Origin of the sequence: Pseudonocardia adelaidensis (assembly GCF_039543345.1) — a bacterium.
Lineage (GTDB): Bacteria > Actinomycetota > Actinomycetes > Mycobacteriales > Pseudonocardiaceae > Pseudonocardia > Pseudonocardia adelaidensis.
The window spans coordinates 58580-77226 of the sequence record NZ_BAABJO010000037.1 but is presented as its reverse complement, the minus strand read 5'-3'; the positions used below and the strand labels follow the sequence as shown (position 1 = coordinate 77226).

Here is an 18647-nt window from a genome sequence, read left to right as displayed (position 1 = left end):
ACCGAGCGGGTGGAGAAGCCGTGGATCGACCGAGCCCCGAGGCGGGCGACCAGCCCACCGTGGCCACCGCCGCCGTGCGGGAGCAGCAGTGGACGCGGTCCGCGCCGTGGATCGCGGCCGGCATCGCGCTGGCCGTGCTGGCCGTCGACCAGCTCTCCAAGGCATGGGCCGAGGCCACCCTGCGGGCCGGCGTCCGGGTGCCGCTGCTCGGTGACGCGCTGGGCATCAAGCTGATCTACAACCCGGGTGCGGCGTTCTCCATCGGCACCGGGTTCACGTGGATCTTCACCCTCGCCGCCGCCGCGGCGGTGGGCGTCGGCGTGTGGTTCACCTGGCGGGTGCGGTCGCGGGCCTGGGCGATCTGCCTCGGCCTGCTCGTCGGCGGGGCCACGACGCACCTGCTCGACCGGCTCTTCCGTCCGCCGTCGTTCGGCCAGGGGCACGTCGTCGACTTCATCGCCTACTTCGACTGGTTCATCGGCAACGTCGCGGACATCGCCCTGTTCGCCGGCGCCGTCACGCTGCTCGTCGTCTCGGCGCTCGGCCTCGCGCTGCGTCCCGCACCGGCCGCTCGCGACCGACCCGCCGTCGGGCCGTGAGCGATCGCGCTTCGCCCCTCAGCCGACGGGCCGACCGAGCGCCATCGCCACCACCGCGCCGAGCACCAGCACAGCGCCCCAGACCAGGACCGCGGTCGGGCCGAAGCCGTCGACCACCAGGCCGCCGCCCACCGCGCCCACCGCGATGGCCCCGTTGAAGACACCGGCGAAGAGCGACGAGGCCGTCTCGCGGGCGTCGGGCGCGGCGGTCATCATCCAGGTCTGGGCGGTCACCGAGACGCCCCCGTAGCCGAGCCCCCACACCACCATGGCCACCGCGGCCGTCGGCGCCGACGCGGCCAGCGCGAGCACCACCACGGCACCGACCAGCAGCCCGGCGAGCACGAGCACCGTGCGCCGCACCGACCGGACGGTGGCGGCCCCCGCGGCGAAGTTGCCCAGCACGCCCGCGACGCCGTACACCAGCAGCAGCGTGCCGATCAGCGGCGCGTCGACCGCACGCTCCTCCAGCACCGGGCGCACGTAGGTGTAGGCGCCGAAGTGCCCGACGACGAGCAGCGCCACCACGACGAGCCCGGTGCCGACCCGCGGGTTGCGCAGCAACGCGGTGACGCCGGAGAGACCCGCCGCGCGCTCGGCCGGGAGCGCGGGGAGCAGCACCGCCATCGCCAGCGCCACGGCGGCCGCGAGCGCCCCGACCACCACGAACGCCGACCGCCACCCCGCGAGCGCGCCGAGGAACGTCCCCGCCGGCACACCCAGCACGGACGCCACGGCGATGCCGCTGAAGATCGTCGCGGTGGCGCGCCCGACGGAGCCCGGCGGCACGAGCCGCACCGCGAGCCCCGCCGCCAGCGCCCACACCCCGCCCATGGCGATGCCCACCAGCACCCGGGCGGCGACCATCACGCCGAACGCGGGCGCCCATGCGGCCAGCAGGTTGGCGCCCGCGAGCAGCCCCATGAGCGCCACGAGCGCCCGCCGCCGGTCCATCCTGCCCAGCGCGGGCACCACCAGCGGCGCGGCCACCGCGGCCACGATCCCGGTGGTCGTCAGCGTCTGCCCGGCCATCCCCTCGCTGACGTGCAGCGCGGCGCCCATCGGTGTGAGGAGCCCGACCGGCAGCATCTCCGCCGTGACCACCGTGAAGATGCCGGCGGCCACCACCAGCACGGCCGGCCGGCCGGTCGCGCGATCCAGTTGCGTCATGATCCCCAGCTCAGCTCCGGCGAGGCCGCGGAACAACGACGAAGCCCTCACGCTTGCATGAGTCGGGCTCATCGATCGGAGGCGGGGCGTGGCCGGGCTGGAGATCCGGGAGCTGGAGTGCTTCCTCGTCCTCGCCGACGAGCTGCACTTCGGGCGCACGGGCGAGCGGCTCCTGGTCAGCCAGAGCCGGGTGAGCCAGCTGATCGGATCCCTCGAACGGCGCGTCGGTGCGCGGCTGGTGAGCCGCACCAGCCGCAGCGTCCGGCTCACCCCGCTCGGGCAGACGTTCCGGGCCGCGCTCGAACCGGCGTACGGCGCACTGCGCGCCGCGGTCGACGAGGCCCGCGACGCCGCCCGCACGATCCCCGGCCCGCTGCGCATCGGGTTCCAGGGCACCGCCGACGACCACCTGCTCGCCGCCGTCACCTCCTTCCAGGACCGGCACCCCGGCAGCAGCGTCGAGATCGCGGAGATCCCGCTCTCGGACCCGTTCGGGCCGGTGCACCGGGGCGCGGTCGACGCCGCCGTCGTACTGCTGCCCGTCGAGGAGGACGAGCTCGTGCTGGGGCCGGTGTTCTCCCGGCAGGCGACGCGGCTCGTGATCTCCACCCGCCACCCGCTCGCCCGGCGCACCGAGGTCTCCGCCGAGGACCTCGCGGACGTCCCGCTGATCTCCGCGGCCGAACCGGCGGGGGAGTACTGGCGCCGTGCCCACGCACCCACCACCACCCCCGGCGGACGGCCCATCCCGGGCGGCCCCGCGGTCAGCACGCTGCAGGAGGGCGTGTGGCTGATCGCGGCGAACCGCGGCGGCATGCTGCTGTGCGCGCCCACCGCGACCTACCACCGCCGCGGCGACGTGGTGGCCGTCCCGGTCTCCGGGCTCCCGGAGACGGCGCTGGGCCTGGTGTGGCACCGCGACCACGAGAACGCGCGGATCCGCGCCTTCGCGGCGGTGGTGGCGGAACGGGTTCCCTAGGAGCGCCCTGAACAGGCCCCTCCTAGCGCCACCACCAGCGGGTGCGGCGGGGCGGGTGGATCTCGACCGAACCGGCCCGCACCGAGCCGCGGATCCGGAACAGCGGGCCATCCGGCGCGTCCGGGCGGCCGCGGAGGCGGTTCTCGACGCCGGAGAGGGTGGCCTGCAGCTCGCCGTGCTCCACACGCGCGCCGGCCGGGAGCCGCAGCTCCACCGATCCCGCCACCACCTCCAGCTCGACGTCGACGACCTCGTGCGGGATATGCGCCTCGGTGAAGTCGAGCTCCGCGGAGCCGAGGGTGGTGCGGACGACCAGGTGCGCGGGCACCTCCCAGGCCCCGCGGCGGCTGACCGATCCGAGCATGCTGCGGACCTCGTGGCCATTGCCGGCGTCGGAGACGACCGGGGCGGGCCGGTGGACGGGCGGGCGCGCCGGATTCGGCACCTGGGCCGGCCGCTCCGGGTGGGTCAGTCCGGGCAGGTCGAGCAGCACGGCGTTCAGCTCGCCGCGGGTGCGCGCCGCGAGGGCGGTGTCGACGCGGCGGGTGAACTCGTCGAGGTCGAGGAGGCCGGTGCCGGTGGCCCGCTGCAGCAGCCCGACGACGTGCTCGCGCTCCGCGTCGGAGACACGCAGGAAGCGGGCGGCGGACTCGTCGGGCACATCCCCACCGTAGCCGTCCGGAATGGTCGCGCCGCCGACCGCGTTGGCGATCACGATCGAGGGGGTTGGATGAGCGATACGAGTAGCGCAGCGGAGTTCACCGCGGCCGACCGGGAGTTCCTGGCCACGCCCCGGATGGGATTCCTCACCGTGCCGGACGGCACCGGGCTCCCGCAGCCGCGGCCGGTGTGGTTCGAGGTCACCGGGGACGGCCTGGTGCAGGTGTTCTCCGAGACCGGGTCGCCGAAGATCCGGCGGCTGCGCCGGGACCCGCGGGCCTCGCTCGTGGCGGCGGGCGCCATCGACGAGCCGGCGAGGTGGATCGCGGTCAGCGGCACCGCCACCGTCGAGGAGGACGGCGTCCCCGAGCTGGCGAACCGCCTCGCGCGGCGCTACTGGGACCTCGACGACCCGGAACGGGCCGCCGAGCTGCGGGACCTCATGCAGCTGGACCTCGTCCGCATCGTCATCCGGCCCGAACGGATCAGCCGCTACGGGGGCTGATGGCTATCGTCGGCCGCATGAGGGTCGTCGCATGAAGGTCGTCGCATGAAGGTCGTGGCTGTCGAGACGGTTCGCGTCGAGGACTTCCCCAACCTGCTGTGGGTGCAGGTGCACACCGAGGACGGCCTGGTCGGGCACGGCGAGACGTTCTACGGCGCGCGCACGGCGGAGGCCCACCTGCACGAGACGGTGGCGCCATACCTGATCGGCAAGGACCCGCTGCGGATCGAGGCGCACAACCGGGCCCTGCACGGGTACGTCGGCTACAGCGGTTCGGGCGCGGAGACCCGCGCCCGCTCGGCCGTCGACATCGCCCTGTGGGACCTCCTCGGCCAGGCCACCGGGCAGCCGCTGCACGTGCTGCTCGGCGGTATGACGCGGCCCGGGGTCCGGACCTACAACACCTGCGCCGGCCCGGCGTACGTCCGCGGTGCGAGCGGGCAGAAGGTCGCGAACTGGGGGCTCGCCGAGGGCCGTTACGAGGACCTGCACGCCCAGCTGCACCACCCCGACGCCCTCGCCGAGGACCTGCTGGCCTCGGGCATCACGGCGATGAAGATCTGGCCGTTCGACCCGTACGCCGAGGCGCACGACGGCGCGCTGATCACGCCCGCCGAGCTGGCGGAGGGCCTGGAACCGATCCGCCGGATCCGCGCCGCCGTGGGCGACGCGATGGACGTCATGATCGAGCTGCACGCGCTGTGGGACGTGCCGACGGCGAGCCGGATCGCCCACGCGCTCGAGGAGTACGCGCCGTTCTGGATCGAGGACCCGGTGCGCAGCGACATCGTCGACGGTCTCTCGGCCGTCGCGGCCGCCACGCCCACCCGGGTGGCGGCGGGGGAGACGGTGGCCGGGGTGGAGGCCTTCCAGCGGCTGCTCGCGGAGCGGGCGATCGGCGTCGCCACCGTCGACGTCACGTGGTGCGGGGGCCTCACCGTCGCCCGGAAGGTGGCGGACGCCGCCGCGGCCCACGGCGTGCCCGTCGCCCCGCACGACTGCACCGGCCCGGTCGCGCTGACCGCCTGCACCCACCTGTCGACCGCCGCGCCGAACGCGATCCTGCAGGAGACGGTGCGCGCGGCTTACCTCGGCTGGTACCGGGACCTGGTCACCGAGCTCCCGGCCGTCGCGGACGGGCACATCACCTCGCTCACCGGCCCCGGGCTCGGCACGGCGCTGCTGCCGGACCTGGTGGACCGTCCGGGCACGGTGGTGACGACGAGCCGCTGAGGAGCAGCTCCAGCTCCCGCTCCAGCCCGGCCTCGCCGACGTCGACGACCTCGAGGGGGAGCCGCAGGCAGGCGGCGGCGCGTTCGGCGGCCGCCCGGATCCGCGGCACGGGGTGCTGCGCGAGCCAGACCACCCGCCGGTAGTGGCGGAAGTACTCCTCGCGCAGCTCCGGGTAGCGGTCCAGGCCCAGCTCCCGGACCACCGAGCGGTCGAAGGAGAGCGCGAGGTAGTCGGTGAGCACGTACGTGCCCGGCTCCTCCTCCAGCAGCGCGCGCATGCGCTCGGCGCCCGCGAAGGCGTCGTAGCAGGTGGCGCCGCGCAGCCGCGGGACCCCGAGCCGCGCGCACACCTCGTCGAGCGCTCCATACGTGCCGCAGTCGGCGTACGCCACGGCGACGGTGGCGTGGGTGGCGCGCAGGTCCCGGACCCGCGCCTCGACGGCCGCCGCGATCCGCTCCGGCCGGTTGTGCAGGAGCGGCGGCAGGGGATGGACGTCGACGGCCCACCCCCGCCGCCCGACGACGGCGGCGACGTGCGAGGCGATCGCCCCGCAGGCGACGACGGCGGTGTCAGCAAAGCCACTTTCAGGACGCCTGGTGTCGTGAAAGTGGCTTTGCTGACGATCAGGCGGGGAAGGCCAGTTGGTCGATGAACCGGTCGTTGAAGTCTCCCCGGTCGCTGAGCTCGACGTAGCGCACCCCCTCCAGCAGCGCCTCGGCCGCGACCCGCTCGCGCACGGAGAGCAGGGCCATCTTCGCGCCCTCGCCCGCCACGTTCCCGGCGCTGACGATCCGCACCACCGGGATCCCGGGGACGAGGCCGATCCGGACGGCCGCGGCGGGGGACAGGTAGCTGCCGAACGAGCCGGCGAGCAGCACCTGCTGCACGTCGGCCGGGTCGAGGCCCAGTTCGGCGGCCAGCAGCCGCCAGCCGGTGGCGATCGCGGCCTTGGCGAACTGCAGCTCCCGCACGTCGCGCTGGGACAGGTACACCCCGTCGGCAAGGACGAACACCCGTTCCTCCCCGACGGTCCGGAGCCGGTCGGCGAGCCCCGGCCGCAGTGCCTCCGCCGCCTCCCGGCTCAGCAGCCGCCCCGAGCCATCCAGGAGCCCGACGTTCAGGAGCGCGGCCACCGTGTCCACCAGCCCGGACCCGCACAGCCCCACCGGCTCGACGTCGCCGATCACCTGCAGTGCCACGTCCTCGTCGGAGATCTTGACGCCCTCGATCGCGCCCGGCGCGGCCCGCATCCCGCAGCGGATCTGCGCGCCCTCGAACGCGGGACCGGCCGGTGCGGCGGTGCTGAGGACGCTCTCGCCGTCGGACAGCACGATCTCGCAGTTCGTGCCCACGTCGACGAACAGGCGCACGCGCTTGTCGCGGTCCATGCCGGACGCGAGCGCGCCGGCCACGATGTCCCCACCGACGTACGCCCCGAGCGCCGGGAACACGTACGCCCGTGCGGCCGGGTGCAGGGCGAGGCCGAGGTCGTCCGCGCGGAGGCCCGGGAACGACCGGCTGGACATCACGAACGGCGCCACCCCGAGCGGCTCGGGATCGATGCCGAGCGCGAGGGCGGTCATCGTGGCGTTGCCGGCCACCGCCACCTCGTAGACCTCGCCAGGGTCGACGTCCGCACCCGCGCAGACCTCCCCGGCCAGCTGGTTCAGGGCGTCGCGGGCGTGCGCGGTGAGCCGGCCGAGCGCCTCCGGGTCGAGCATCGTGGCGCTGATCCGGGAGATCACGTCGCCGCCGAGCGGCTGCTGCGGGTTGAGCAGCGAGGCCACCCCGGCGGGCGTGCCGGTCGTGAGGTCGAGCAGCGTGGCCACGACCGTGGTGGTGCCGAGGTCGAACGCGATGCCGAACGCCCGCCCGGTGGTGTCGCCCGGCTCGACGTCGACCAGCACGTCGTCGACGAGCACGGCCGTCACGCGGAAGTCCGCCGCGCGCAGCGCGCGGGGGAGCGCGCGCAGCGCGTGCAGGTCGACCGTGGGTTCCAGGTCGTCGAGCACGGCGAGGAGGCGCTCGAGGTCGGTGCGCTGGTCGGTGAGGGTGGGCTCGGGCAGCTCGATGAACCGCTTCTGCACGGCCGGCCGCAGGATCACCTGCCGCCCGACGCCCACCGTGGCCGCCTTCGGCCGGGTGACGAGCGGCGGCACCGTGACCCGGACGTCGCCGGTGGCGGGTGCCCGGCACGCGAGCCGCCAGCCCGCGCGCAGCTCGTCGGCGTCGAAGGCCCGCGGGTCCAGCCGCGAGACCGGCACGTCGCCGTCCGTCACCCGGACCTTGCACTTGCGGCAGGTGCCGTGGCCGCCGCAGGTGGAGTCGATCGCGATGCCGTTCCAGCTCGCGGCGTCGAACAGGGTGACGCCGGCCGGCACCCGCACCTCGCGGTCCTGCGCGCCCTCGACCTCGTAGGAGATCCGGACCCGCTCGTGCCGGGCCGATGGTTCGCTCGCGAGCTCGCTCACGCCGGTTGCTTCTTCGCCCGGTGCGCGGCGATCCACGCGGCACCCCACTCGTCGTTCCCGAGCAGCAGGTCGGCGGCCTTGACCGCCTCGACGATCTGCGGCGTGCGCACGTCCATCACCGCGCTGGTGAGCCCGCACCTCATCGCCATCGGCAGGAAGGAGGAACCCAGCGCGTGCCGGTCCGGCATCCCGAACGAGACGTTGGACGCGCCGAGCGTCATGTTCAGCCCGAACTCGGCGCGGATCAGCTCGATGGTGTCGAGCGTCTTGCGCACGAGCGTGGAGTCGGCGCCGATCGGCATCGCCAGTGGGTCGATCACGATGTCGTCAAGGGGGATCTCGAACTCGCCCACCGCGACGTCGACGATCTTGCGGGTGATCTCCAGCCGCTTGTGCGGGTCGTCGGGGATCTCGTCCTCCTCGTTGGGCAGGGCGATCACCGCCGCTCCGTGCTCCTTCACCAGGGGCAGGATCGCGTCGAGCCGCTCGCGCTCCCCGGTGACGGAGTTGACCAGCGCCTTGCCGCGATAGGCCGACAGGCCGGCTTCGAGGGCCTCGACGACCGAGGAGTCGATGCACAGCGGAAGGTCGGTGAGCTCCTGGATCATGGTGACGGCCTTGGCCAGCAGCTCGGCCTCGTCGGCGAGCGGCACGCCCATGTTGACGTCGAGCATGGTGGCGCCGCCCGCCACCTGCTGCTCGACGTCCACGGCGATCCGGGAGAGGTCACCCGCGCGCAGCCGCTCGGCGAAGAGCTTGCGGCCGGTGGGGTTGATCCGCTCGCCGATGAGGCAGAACGGCTGGTCGGGGCCGATGATGACCTCGCGGGTGGCGGAGCTGACGGTCGTGTGCACGGCTACACCCCCACCGCGGCGCGCTTGGTGGCGATCAGCTCCTTGGCGCGGCGCACCGCGGTGGACGCGTCGGCGGCGTACCCGTCGGCGCCGACGGCGTCGGCGTACTCCTGGGTGACCGGGGCACCGCCGACCATGACGATCACCTGGTCGCGCAGGCCGGCCTTCTGCAGCGCGTTGATGTTGGCCTTGAACATCGGCATGGTCGTGGTGAGGAACGCGGAGAACCCGACGATGTCGGGCTTGTGCTCCAGCACGCCCGCCACCACCTTCTCCGGCGAGACCTGCACGCCGAGGTCGATCACGTGGAAGCCCGCGCCCTCCAGCATGATGTTCACCAGGTTCTTGCCGATGTCGTGCACGTCGCCCTTCACGGTGCTCATCAGGAACGTGCCGACGGTCTGGGCGCCGGTCTCGGCGAGCAGCGGGCGCAGCCGGTCGAGCGCCCCGGCCATCGCGCGGCCGGCGATGAGCATCTCGGGCACGAAGAAGTCGCCGCGTTCGAACCGGGCTCCCACCTCCTCCAGGGAGGGTATGAGCGCCTCGAACAGCATCGTCTCCGGCGCCATGCCGGCGTCGAGGCCCTGCTCGGTGAGCTCCAGCACCCGTGGTCCGTTGCCGACGAGGGTCTCGTCGTAGAGCGCCCGGAGTATCTCCTCGTCGGTCATGCCGTTTCCCTTCCCATGTGGTGGCCGAGCTGGGCGGAGAGGCCGCGCAGCTGGTGGACCAGGACGTCCCCGAGCCGGGTGATCCCGTGCTCGTTGATGCGCGTGGTGGGGCCGGACACCGAGACCGCGGCGATCACGGCGCCGTCGACGCCCCGGACGGGGGCCGCCACGGCGCCGAGCCCCACCTCCAGCTCGTCGAGCGAGACGGCCCAGCCGCGCCGGCGGACCTCGACGAGCATGTGCTCCAGCGTCGCCCGGTCGACCGGGGAGTGGGCGGTGCGCCGTTCCAGCTGGCCGGGCGGCAGCGGCAGCGCCCCGTACGCGTAGAGCACCTTGCCCAGCGCGGTGCAGTGGGCCGGCACGTCGACACCGACCCAGTTCGTGGAACCGAGCAGGTACCGGCTGTCGATCTGCGCGATCTGCACGACCTCCCGGCCGCGCGGCACGGAGAGGTTCACCGTCTCCTCGGTGATCTCGCCGATGCGGTCCAGCGTTGGCCGGGCGAGCTCGACGAGGTCGTGCAGCGCGCTGGGGCGGGCGGCGTAGATCGAGAACAGCGCGCCGGGGCGAAAGGCGCCGCTCTGGTCGCGCTGCACCAGCCTGCTGCGTTCCAGGGCCTGCAGCAGCCGCGAGGTGGTGGACTTCGCGAGCCCCAGCTCCGCCACGAGCGAGGTGAAGGTCCGGGGGGCGCCGGACTCCACGACGAGCGCCAGCAGCGCGCTCGCGCGGTCGACGGCCTGGCTGCCCAGTTGTTGAGTCGGCATCGCTGGGGTCCGTTCCCAAAAGAGTTCCATGTTATGGAACCAGGGTTCCGAGGAATGCCGTTAGGATCCTGCCGGCACCGGCCCTCGTCAAGGTCCGGTTTTTTGGGGAGATCCGCAGGGGGTCGCATGTTCCGCAACGCCATGCCGCGCTACGAGATCCTTTCCGAGGAAGCGATGGCCACCCTCGACGGCGGGTGGCGACGGATCGTGAGCGAGATCGGGGTGGAGTTCCTTTCCGAGCGGGCCCTGGAGCTGTTCCGGCAGGCCGGCCAGAAGGTCGAGGACCAGTGCGTGCGGTTCGACCCCGACTTCGTGCTGGAGCAGGTCGCGAAGGCCCCCCGCGCGTTCGACGTGCAGGCCCGCAACCCCGCGCACACCGTGCACATCGGCGACGACTCGATGGTCTTCGGCAGCGTCTACGGCCCGCCCTTCGTGCGTGAGGGCGACGTGCGCCGCGACGCGAAGCTCGCCGACTTCCACTCGTTCGCCAAGCTCGCGCAGAGCTTCGACGCCATCGACTCCGCAGGTGGGGTGGTGTGCGAGCCCGAGGACGCGCCCCTGGACTCCCGCCATCTCGACATGACCTGCGCCCTGCAGACGCTCACCGACAAGATCTACATGGGCAACGTCGTCTCGGGCGAGAACGCCCGCGACACCCTGGCCATGACCGAGATCCTCTTCGGTGGCCGCGAGGCGATCGAGGCCACGCCCGCCACCATCTCCCTGATCAACTGCAACTCCCCGCTGCGCTGGGACGACCGCATGCTGGAGGCGCAGTTCGAGTACTCCGCGGCAAACCAGCCCGTCGTGCTCACCCCGTTCCTCCTGATGGGTGCGATGTCGCCGGTTTCCATTCCGGCAACGCTCGCGCAACAGATGGCCGAGGCGCTCACCGGCATCGCGTTGTCACAATTGATCAGGCCGGGCGCACCCGTGATCTTCGGGTCGTTCCTGTCGAACATCGACATGCAGTCCGGTTCACCCTGTTTCGGGACACCCGAATCGGCGATCGGGTTGCTCTGTACGGGGCAGATCGCCCGGCGGTTCGGACTACCGGTGCGTTCCGGCGGCGGGCTGACCTCCAGCCAGACCCCCGACGCGCAGGCCGGCTACGAGAGCCTGATGACCATGCTCCCGACGTTCCTCGCGGGCATCAACTGGGTCATGCACTCCGCGGGCTGGCTGGAGGGCGGGCTCGTGGCGTCGTACGAGAAGTACGTGCTCGACGTCCAGGTGCTGGAGATGCTGCAGCAGGAGTTCACGCCGCTGGAGATCGACGAGGCGTCCCTGGCGTTCGGCGCCCACGACGAGGTGCGCCACGGCGGGCACTTCCTCGGTGCCGCCCACACCATGGAGCGCTTCCGCACCTGCTTCTACCGCCCGTTCGTCAACAGCTCCGACAACTACGACCGGTGGGTGCGGGGCGGCGCCAAGGACGCGGCCGCCCGTGCCGCCGACGTGGCGCAGAAGAGGCTCGCGGAGTACGAGCCCCCGCCCCTGGACGAGGCGGTCCGCGAGGAGCTGGAGGCCTACGTGACCCGCCGGCGCCGGGAGCTCGGCGACTGAGCGGACGCGCGCGGCCCGGAGGGGCGGCCGCGGGACGTGGCAGGGTGCGTTGCGGGTCGATGGCGGCCGCGGGGCCTGCGGCGCAGGGCCGGCTGACGGCCGGCGAGGGGTGACGCGCCCCTCCGAACGCCAGCATGGTGGCTTTACTGGCGCAATATGCCAGTAAAGCCACCATGCCGGCACTCGCGCCGGGGGCTCAGAGGCCGGGCGGGTCGAAGCGGCCGTCGATCGCCGTCCAGCCGCCGTCGACGGTGAGCACGCTGCCGGTCACGAAGCCCGCCGCGTCCGAGGCCAGGTAGACGACGGCCCCGGCCATCTCGGACGGCTGCGCCCAGCGGCCGAGCGCGCTCTTCGCCGCGTAGGCGGCCTCCCAGGCGGGGTCGGCGCGGATCTGCCTCGTCAACGGCGTCTCGACGACGCCGGGCGCGATCGCGTTGACCCGCACCCCGCGCGGCCCCAGCTCCGCGGCGGCCGTCCGCAGCAGCTGGACGAGCCCGGCCTTGGTGGCCGCGTAGACCCCCTGCCCGGGCTCGACCGTGACGGCCCGGATCGATGTGAACCCGATGATCGAACCGCGGCCGCGCGCGGCCATCGGGCCGCCGAACGCCCGCACCAGGTCGAACGAGGCCCGCAGGTTCAGGTCCACCACCCGGTCGAACTCGGCGTCGGCGTAGTCCAGCAGCCGCTTGCGCACGTTGGTGGCCGCGGTGAACACCAGCACGTCGACGGCGCCGAGGTCGGAGGCGGCCGCGCGGACCGCGTCCCGGTCGAGGACGTCGAGCGCGTACACCGCGCCCGCGCCGGTGGCCGTCGCGGCGTCGGCATCGCGGTCGGCGCACACCACCTCGGCGCCGTGCGCGGACAGGGCCCGGGCCGCCTCGCGCCCGATCCCGCTGCCGGCCCCGACGACGACCGCCCGCCGCCCGTCGAGCCGGAACAGATCCCGGTAGTTCGCCCCGTCCGTCACGGGCGGATCACCGCCATCCGCGTCACCGTCAGCTCCTCCACCGCGAACCGCGGTCCCTCCCGGCCGATGCCGGAGTCCTTCACGCCGCCGTACGGCATCGTGTCCGAGCGGAAGCCCGGCACCTCGTTGACGACGACCCCGCCCACCTCCAGGCGGTCGATCGCGCGGAAGGCCGATGCCAGGGAACGGGTGAAGACGCTCGCGTGCAGCCCGTAGCGGGAAGCGTTGACGGCGTCGAACGCCGTCTCCAGGTCGGGCACGGAGCGCACGCAGACCACCGGCCCGAACACCTCCTCGTCCCACGCCCGCATCCCGTCCGGCACGTCGGCGAGCACGGTCGGCACGCCGTCGCCCAGCCGCCGCGCGCCCGCGGAGAGGGCCTCGCCGACCCACTCGTCCACCCGCTCCTGCGCCCCCGGGTCGATCAGCGCGGAGACTCGCGTCGACGGGTCCCGCGGGTCCCCCACCCGGACGTCCCCGAGGCCGGCGGCCAGCCGGCCCAGCAGCGGCTCGGCCACCGCATCCTCCACCAGCACCCGCTGCACCGAGATGCACGCCTGCCCGGACGCGTAGAACCCGCCGCGCAGGATCGCGGCGGCCGCGGCGTCCAGGTCGGCGTCCGCGGCGACGACGAGCGCGGCGTTCGAGCCCAGCTCCAGCAGCACCTTCCGCGGCGCCGCCGAGCGCGCGATCCGGTGCCCCACCTCGGCGGAACCGGTGAACGAGACCGCCCCGATCCGCGGGTCGGTCACCAGCCGCGCGCCGACCTCGGCGTCCCCGGTCACGAGCTGGACCATCGACGGCGGCGCGCCCGCCTCGCGCAGGGCGTGCACCAGCCACAGCGTAGCGAGGGGGGTCTGCGGGGCGGGCTTGCCGATCACCGGGCAGCCGGCGGCGATGGCCGGGGCGAACTTGTGGGCGGCGAGCAGCAGCGGGTAGTTGAACCCGGTGATCCCGACGACGACGCCGATCGGCCGCCGGGTCCAGAACCCGATCATGCCGTCGCCCGAGGGCAGGAGGTCCAGCGGCACGGTCTCGCCGTGCAGGCGGGCGACCTCCTCGGCCGCGGCGCCGAGCGTGACGAGGGAGCGGTCCACCTCCACCCGGCAGTCCACCAGCGGCTTGCCGGTCTCCAGCACGAGCAGCTGTTCGAGGTCCTCGCGGCGGGCGGCGAGGGCGTCCCGGGTGGCGAGCAGCACGTCGCGGCGGACGCGCGAGGGCAGCGCGGCCGCCTCGGAACGGATGGCGAGCGCGGCGTCGAGCGCTGCCGAAGCGTCGGCGACCGTGCCGACCGGCCCGGGCGCGACGACCGAGCCGTCGTAGGGGAACACGACGTCGGCCGTGGCGGCGGGCACCCAGCCGTCGCCGATCGGGAGGCCCGCGGGGCACGGGAGGCCCGTCTCCACTGATCTCACCGCAGGAACCGATCGGCCGCCGCGGCGTACACGTGGGCGCAGCGCACGATGTCGTCCACCTCCACGAACTCGTCAGCCTGGTGGGCGATCCACTTCCCGCCCGGCCCGTAGACGACGGTGGGGATCCCGGCGTCGCGGGTGAGGATCGTGCCGTCGGTGGCGCCGGGCACGCCGCCGTAGCGGGCGGGCTCGCCGAGCACGTCCTCGTGGGCGGCGGCGAGCGCGGTGACCAGCGGGTGGTCGGCGGGGATCTCCACGCACGGGCGGTCGTCGACGATCGAAAGCTCGGTCGCGACCCCGTCCGGGTCACCGGCCTCGGCGGCCAGCTCGCGCACCCGCTCCACCAGCCCCGCGTGGTCGACCCCGGGGATCGTGCGCACGTCGACGGCGACGGTCGCCCGGGCCGGGATGACGTTGATCTGGTCGAGCGAGCCGGCGCGGCTCACCGTGGGGGTCACGTAGACCTCGCCGAGGTGCTCGTGCGCCGGATGCGCCTTCTGCAGCTCCTCCTGGAGCGCGGCGAGCGCGACGAGCAGCCGCCCGGCCGCGGGCAGCGGGTTGCGCCCGTGCTGCGGCATGGCGCCGTGGGCCATCGCGCCGAGTAGGTCCACCCGGATCCGCACCGCCCCCTTGGCGGACGTGCAGATCTCGCCCTCCTCCGGTTCGCAGACGATCGCGCCGTCGACGCCGCGGGCGAGGTCGGTGCCGGCGAAGTGCTTGGCCCCGAGCATGAGGCCCTCCTCGTCGACGAGCGCGCACACGAGCACCCGGCCCGGGAACGGCCCGGCCAGCTGCAGGGCCCGCACGCCGTGCAGCATCGCCGCCACGCCGGACTTCATGTCCGCGGAGCCGCGGCCGTAGAGCCGGCCGTCGCGGATCTCGCCGCCGTACGGGTCGACGCTCCAGCGGTCCGGGTCGCCCTCGGTGACGACGTCGGTGTGCCCCTCGAACGCGAGCGTGCGCCCCGGCCCGCCGCCGCCGTCGACCACGGCGACGACGTTCGGCCGGCCCGGCGCGACCTCCGTGACCTGCGGATCCCAGCCGAACGACCGCATCGTCCCGGCCACCAGCGCCGCTGCGGGCGCCTCCCGGAAGCCGTCCTCGTTCACGGTGCGCAGGCGCACGAGGTCGCGGGTGAGCGCGACGACTGCCTCTTCGTCGACCGGGTGTCTCACTACAACTCCTCCGGTGCCCCGCGGGCGAGGTCGGCGGCGGTCCGTCCGGCCAGGGCTCCGCGGATCGTGGGGACGGCGGCGACGAGGCGCCGCGTGTACGGGTGCCCGGGCGCGTCGGCCACCTGTGCCGACGGCCCGAGCTCGACCAGTTCGCCGTGGTGCAGCACTGCGATCGTGTCGCAGGCCTGGCGCACCACCGACAGGTCGTGCGAGACGAACACCAGCGTGAGCCGGAACCGCTCGACGAGTTCGGCGAGCAGGTTGAGGATCTGCGCGCGCACCGACACGTCGAGGGCGCTCACCGGCTCGTCGGCCACCAGTACGGATGGCCGGGACGCGAGCGCCCGCGCGATCGAGATGCGCTGGCGCTGCCCGCCGGAGAACTGGTGCGGGTAGCGGTCGCCGGCATCCGCCGGCAGCCCGACCGCGGTGAGCAGCTCCGCGACCCGCCCGCGCACGTCCGGTTCGCGGCGGCCGGCGAGGGGCTCGGCGACGATGTCGCGCACCCGCATCCGCGGGTCGAGCGAGCCCATCGGGTCCTGGAACACCACCTGCAGCCGCTCCCGCAGGAAGCCCAGTCGTCGTTCCGGCTGCCCGCCGACGTCCCGGCCGTCGAAGCTGATCGTCCCGGCGGTGGGGGAGTCGAGCCCGGCGAGCAGCCGGATCAGCGTCGACTTGCCCGAACCGGACTCACCGACCAGCCCGAACCGCTGCCCCTCCGCGATGTCGAACGACACCCCGCGCAGCGCCTGAACGGTCGGCGGTGGCTGCCGCAGCGAGGTGCGCGGCCGCCGGTGGACGCGCTGCAGGTCGCGGACCTCGATGAGTGCGGGGCGACTACTTGCAGCAAAGCCACCTTCCTGCAGCGGCGTTGCACGAAAGTGGCTTTGCTGCAATGAGGGCGGCTTCTCGGGGGTGGCCACCGGGTGGTGGCAGGCATACCCTCCGCCGTCCGACTCGGTCCACGCGGGGAGCACCGTGCAGTCGTCGGCCGCGTTCGGGCAGCGGGTGCGGAACACGCACCCGTCGGGGAAGCGCCCGGCCGCGGGGACGGAGCCGGGGATCGTGCGCAGCCGGCCGTCACCGTCGAGGTCGGTGAGGTCGGACGCGGCGAGGAGGCCATGCGTATAGGGGTGCCGCGGCTGCGCGAAGACCTCCTTCACCGGCCCGGACTCCACGATCCGCCCCCCGTACATGACCATGACGCGCTCGCACACCGTGGCGACGACGGCGAGGTCGTGCGTGATGAAGAGCAGCGCCGCGTCGCGCTGGGCCACGCCGCTGAGGATCAGGTCCAGCACCTGCGCCTGCACGGTGACGTCGAGCGCGGTGGTCGGCTCGTCGGCGAGCAGCACCGACGGGCCGTTGGCCAGCGCGATCGCGATCATCACGCGCTGCCGCTGGCCCCCGGAGAGCTGGTGCGGGTAGGCGTGGGCGAGCCGCTCGGGGTCGGGCAGGTGCACGCTGTCCAGGAGCTCCACGGCGGCAGCCCGGGCGGCGCGCCGGTCTGCCTGGGTGCCGTGCAGGAGCATCACCTCGGCGACCTGGTCGCCCACCCGCATCGTCGGGTTGAGCGCCGACATCGGCTCCTGGAACACCATCGTCATCGCGGCCCCGCGCACGGCAGCCATGCGCTGCTCGGGCGCGCCGACGAGGTCGTGCCCGACGCCCGCGAGCCGCACCGACCCGCGCGCGTGCACCCCCTCGGGCAGCAGGCCGAGCATCGCGAGCGCGGTGAGCGACTTGCCCGAACCCGACTCCCCGATCAGACCGACCCGCTCACCGGCGCCGATCGTGAACGACACGTCGGACACGAGCCGCAGGTCGGCCGTGCCGACGTCCAGGCCGTCGACCTCGAGAACGGCCTTCATCGCCGCAACCTCGGGTCGAACCGGTCGCGCAGCCCGTCGCCGAGCAGGTTGAACCCGAGCACCGCGAGCGCGATCGCGAGTCCCGGCCACAGCGCGAGCTCGGGCTTCAGGTAGAGCAGCTGCTGCGCCTCCTGCAGCATCCGCCCCCACGACGGGGTCGGCGGCCGGGTGCCGAAGCCGAGGAACGACAGCGCCGCCTCGGCGAGCACCGCGATCGCGAACGACACCGACGCCTGCACGAGCAGGATCCCGGCGATGTTGGGCAGGACGTGCCGGGCGGCGATGGCGACGGGCGGCCGCCCGGCGGAGCGGGCGGCGAGGACGTACTCGCTGGCGAGCACCTGCAGCGCCCCGCCGCGGGCCAGCCGGGCGAACGAGGGGACCGTGGCGATGCCGATCGCGACCATCGCCGTGAGCGTGCTCGGCCCGTACACCGCCCCGAACATGATCGCGAGCAGCAGCGCGGGGAAGGCGAGCACGAGGTCGTTCGTGCGCATGACGAGCTCGGCCAGCCACCGCGGCCCCATCGCCGCGAGGATGCCGAGCGGGGTGCCGACCACGCCGGCCAGCCCGACGGCGACCACCCCGACGAACAGCGTCGTGCGCGCCCCGACCAGGAGCTGGCTCGCGACGTCACGGCCGAAGGTGTCCGTGCCCAGCCAGTGGGCGAGGCTCGACGGCGCGAGGCGGGTGTTCGGGTCGACCTGCACGGCGTCGTAGGGCGTCCAGACGAACGAGACCAGCGCCGCGGCCACCACCAGCCCCACCAGCACCGCGCCCGCCACCAGGCTCGCCGGGAGCCTCATGTCGCCTTCCGCAGGCGCGGGTCCAGCACCGTGTACGCCACGTCGACCAGGAAGTTCACCACCAGCACGGCCAGCACCAGCACGATCACGACGCCCTGCACGAGCAGCAGGTCGCGGTTGGCGACGCCGTCGAGGAGCAGGCTGCCCAGCCCGGGGATCACGAACACCCGCTCCACCACGACTGCGCCCACCAGCAGCGTCGCCAGCTGCAGGCCGAGCACCGTGACCACCGGGATCGCGGCGTTGCGCAGCCCGTGCCGCACGAGCGCCCGGCCCGGGGTGAGGCCCTTGGAGCGGGCGGTGCGCAGGTAGTCCTCGCGCAGCACGTCGAGCACGGCGGAGCGGACGTACCGGGTGAGCACCGCGCCCTGCACGAGCCCGAGCGCGAGCGCGGGCAGCGCCAGGCGCCGCAGGAACTCGACCGGGTCCTGCGCGGGCGGGATCCAGCCCCCGGAGGGGAGCCAGCCCAGCCGCACCGCGAACACCGTGACCAGCAGGATCCCGGCGAGGAAGCTCGGCACCGCGACGCCGACCTGGCTGAACGCCGACACCGCCGTGCCGCTGGCCCGCCGGTGGCGCACGGCGGCGAGCACGCCGAGGGGGAGCGCCAGTACGAGCGCCACCGCCATCCCGGACAGGACCAGCCAGGTCGTCACGAGCAGCCGGTCGACCACCTGCGGCCCGATGTCGACGTGGGTGACGTAGGAGCGGCCGAAGTCCCCGACCGGCAGCCCGCTCACCCAGTCCAGGTACTGCACCACCAGCGGCCGGTCGGTGCCGAACGCCGCACGGGTGGCCGCGACCGCGTCCTCCGTGGCGTTCACGCCCAGCGCGACGCGGGCCGGGTCGCCCGGCAGCACGGACATGAACGCGAAGACGACCACCGACGCCACCACGAGGCTGACGACGAACACCGCAGTGCGGCGGACCAGCTGAACGACCAC

At 73.9% G+C, this 18647-nt stretch carries 18 protein-coding genes; 5 read left to right on the top strand and 13 right to left on the bottom strand.

All coding sequences use genetic code 11. The features are described 5' to 3' along the window. Positions 1-20 precede the first annotated feature (20 nt). On the top strand, positions 21-599 hold the full coding sequence (locus tag ABEA81_RS35105; RefSeq protein WP_345611224.1) for a signal peptidase II: 579 nt from the start codon (positions 21-23) through the stop codon (positions 597-599). An 18-nt stretch (positions 600-617) separates the two neighbouring features. Here the strand turns inward: ABEA81_RS35105 and ABEA81_RS35100 are convergent, their stop codons facing one another. Continuing rightward, positions 618-1769 (bottom strand): MFS transporter, encoded by a 1152-nt coding sequence (locus ABEA81_RS35100; protein WP_345611223.1) that lies wholly within the window; start codon positions 1767-1769, stop codon positions 618-620. A gap of 88 nt (positions 1770-1857) precedes the next feature. On the opposite strand from ABEA81_RS35100, the gene ABEA81_RS35095 reads away from it, so the two are divergent. After that, positions 1858-2748, top strand: a complete 891-nt coding sequence (locus ABEA81_RS35095; protein ID WP_345611221.1) for a LysR family transcriptional regulator — start codon at positions 1858-1860, stop codon at positions 2746-2748. 22 nt (positions 2749-2770) lie between these two features. Here the strand turns inward: ABEA81_RS35095 and ABEA81_RS35090 are convergent, their stop codons facing one another. After that, complete coding sequence (locus ABEA81_RS35090; protein WP_345611220.1) at positions 2771-3409, bottom strand: DUF1707 SHOCT-like domain-containing protein; 639 nt, start codon at positions 3407-3409, stop codon at positions 2771-2773. A gap of 69 nt (positions 3410-3478) precedes the next feature. Here ABEA81_RS35090 and ABEA81_RS35085 point away from each other — a divergent pair, with 69 nt between their 5' ends. After that, on the top strand, positions 3479-3913 hold the full coding sequence (locus tag ABEA81_RS35085; RefSeq protein ID WP_345611219.1) for a pyridoxamine 5'-phosphate oxidase family protein: 435 nt from the start codon (positions 3479-3481) through the stop codon (positions 3911-3913). A 45-nt stretch (positions 3914-3958) separates the two neighbouring features. Further along, a complete protein-coding gene (locus ABEA81_RS35080; protein WP_345611217.1) occupies positions 3959-5146 on the top strand; it encodes a mandelate racemase/muconate lactonizing enzyme family protein in 1188 nt (395 codons plus the stop codon). On the opposite strand, the gene ABEA81_RS35075 is transcribed toward ABEA81_RS35080, so the two are convergent. The 5 genes from ABEA81_RS35075 to ABEA81_RS35055 form a co-directional block, all read right to left on the bottom strand. Further along, positions 5067-5618: a DUF1638 domain-containing protein gene (locus ABEA81_RS35075; protein ID WP_345611253.1), complete on the bottom strand. Its 552-nt coding sequence runs from the start codon at positions 5616-5618 to the stop codon at positions 5067-5069. The genes ABEA81_RS35080 and ABEA81_RS35075 overlap by 80 nt on opposite strands. 151 nt (positions 5619-5769) lie before the next feature. Then, positions 5770-7617 carry an ASKHA domain-containing protein gene (locus tag ABEA81_RS35070; RefSeq protein WP_345611216.1) on the bottom strand — a complete coding sequence of 616 codons (1848 nt, stop codon included), beginning with the start codon at positions 7615-7617 and terminating at the stop codon, positions 5770-5772. Next, positions 7614-8471, bottom strand: coding sequence for a dihydropteroate synthase (locus ABEA81_RS35065; RefSeq protein WP_345611215.1), 858 nt, complete (start codon positions 8469-8471; stop codon positions 7614-7616). The genes ABEA81_RS35070 and ABEA81_RS35065 overlap by 4 nt, the downstream gene beginning before the upstream one ends. A 2-nt stretch (positions 8472-8473) precedes the next feature. Continuing rightward, complete coding sequence (locus tag ABEA81_RS35060) at positions 8474-9139, bottom strand: corrinoid protein (protein WP_345611213.1); 666 nt, start codon at positions 9137-9139, stop codon at positions 8474-8476. Then, a complete protein-coding gene (locus tag ABEA81_RS35055) occupies positions 9136-9903 on the bottom strand; it encodes an IclR family transcriptional regulator (protein WP_345611212.1) in 768 nt (255 codons plus the stop codon). The genes ABEA81_RS35060 and ABEA81_RS35055 overlap by 4 nt, the downstream gene beginning before the upstream one ends. A 126-nt stretch (positions 9904-10029) precedes the next feature. Between ABEA81_RS35055 and ABEA81_RS35050 the strand changes: the two genes are divergently transcribed. Continuing rightward, positions 10030-11469 (top strand): trimethylamine methyltransferase family protein, encoded by a 1440-nt coding sequence (locus ABEA81_RS35050; protein WP_345611211.1) that lies wholly within the window; start codon positions 10030-10032, stop codon positions 11467-11469. Positions 11470-11665: 196 nt separating this feature from the next. Here the strand turns inward: ABEA81_RS35050 and ABEA81_RS35045 are convergent, their stop codons facing one another. The 6 genes from ABEA81_RS35045 to ABEA81_RS35020 are packed head-to-tail and all read right to left on the bottom strand — an operon-like array spanning position 11666 to position 18647. After that, positions 11666-12436 carry an SDR family NAD(P)-dependent oxidoreductase gene (locus ABEA81_RS35045; RefSeq protein WP_345611210.1) on the bottom strand — a complete coding sequence of 257 codons (771 nt, stop codon included), beginning with the start codon at positions 12434-12436 and terminating at the stop codon, positions 11666-11668. After that, positions 12433-13842: an aldehyde dehydrogenase family protein gene (locus ABEA81_RS35040; protein ID WP_345611208.1), complete on the bottom strand. Its 1410-nt coding sequence runs from the start codon at positions 13840-13842 to the stop codon at positions 12433-12435. The genes ABEA81_RS35045 and ABEA81_RS35040 overlap by 4 nt, the downstream gene beginning before the upstream one ends. Before the next feature lie 5 nt (positions 13843-13847). Further along, positions 13848-15026, bottom strand: a complete 1179-nt coding sequence (locus ABEA81_RS35035) for a M20 family metallopeptidase (protein ID WP_345611207.1) — start codon at positions 15024-15026, stop codon at positions 13848-13850. Further along, positions 15026-16897 carry an ABC transporter ATP-binding protein gene (locus ABEA81_RS35030; RefSeq protein ID WP_345611206.1) on the bottom strand — a complete coding sequence of 624 codons (1872 nt, stop codon included), beginning with the start codon at positions 16895-16897 and terminating at the stop codon, positions 15026-15028. Before ABEA81_RS35030 ends, ABEA81_RS35035 begins: the two co-directional genes overlap by 1 nt. Further along, positions 16894-17703 (bottom strand): ABC transporter permease, encoded by an 810-nt coding sequence (locus tag ABEA81_RS35025; RefSeq protein WP_345611205.1) that lies wholly within the window; start codon positions 17701-17703, stop codon positions 16894-16896. Before ABEA81_RS35025 ends, ABEA81_RS35030 begins: the two co-directional genes overlap by 4 nt. Next, positions 17700-18647 (bottom strand): ABC transporter permease, encoded by a 948-nt coding sequence (locus ABEA81_RS35020; protein ID WP_345611204.1) that lies wholly within the window; start codon positions 18645-18647, stop codon positions 17700-17702. Before ABEA81_RS35020 ends, ABEA81_RS35025 begins: the two co-directional genes overlap by 4 nt.

Bases quoted from the DNA above. Each gene is read 5' to 3' on its own strand.
- ABEA81_RS35100 (WP_345611223.1), bottom strand. From the start codon at position 1,769: ATGACGCAACTGGATCGCGCGACCGGCCGGCCGGCCGTGCTGGTGGTG.
- ABEA81_RS35085 (WP_345611219.1), top strand. From the start codon at position 3,479: ATGAGCGATACGAGTAGCGCAGCGGAGTTCACCGCGGCCGACCGGGAG.
- ABEA81_RS35080 (WP_345611217.1), top strand. From the start codon at position 3,959: ATGAAGGTCGTGGCTGTCGAGACGGTTCGCGTCGAGGACTTCCCCAAC.
- ABEA81_RS35060 (WP_345611213.1), bottom strand. From the start codon at position 9,139: ATGACCGACGAGGAGATACTCCGGGCGCTCTACGACGAGACCCTCGTC.
- ABEA81_RS35055 (WP_345611212.1), bottom strand. From the start codon at position 9,903: ATGCCGACTCAACAACTGGGCAGCCAGGCCGTCGACCGCGCGAGCGCG.
- ABEA81_RS35050 (WP_345611211.1), top strand. From the start codon at position 10,030: ATGTTCCGCAACGCCATGCCGCGCTACGAGATCCTTTCCGAGGAAGCG.
- ABEA81_RS35030 (WP_345611206.1), bottom strand. From the start codon at position 16,897: ATGAAGGCCGTTCTCGAGGTCGACGGCCTGGACGTCGGCACGGCCGAC.
- ABEA81_RS35025 (WP_345611205.1), bottom strand. From the start codon at position 17,703: ATGAGGCTCCCGGCGAGCCTGGTGGCGGGCGCGGTGCTGGTGGGGCTG.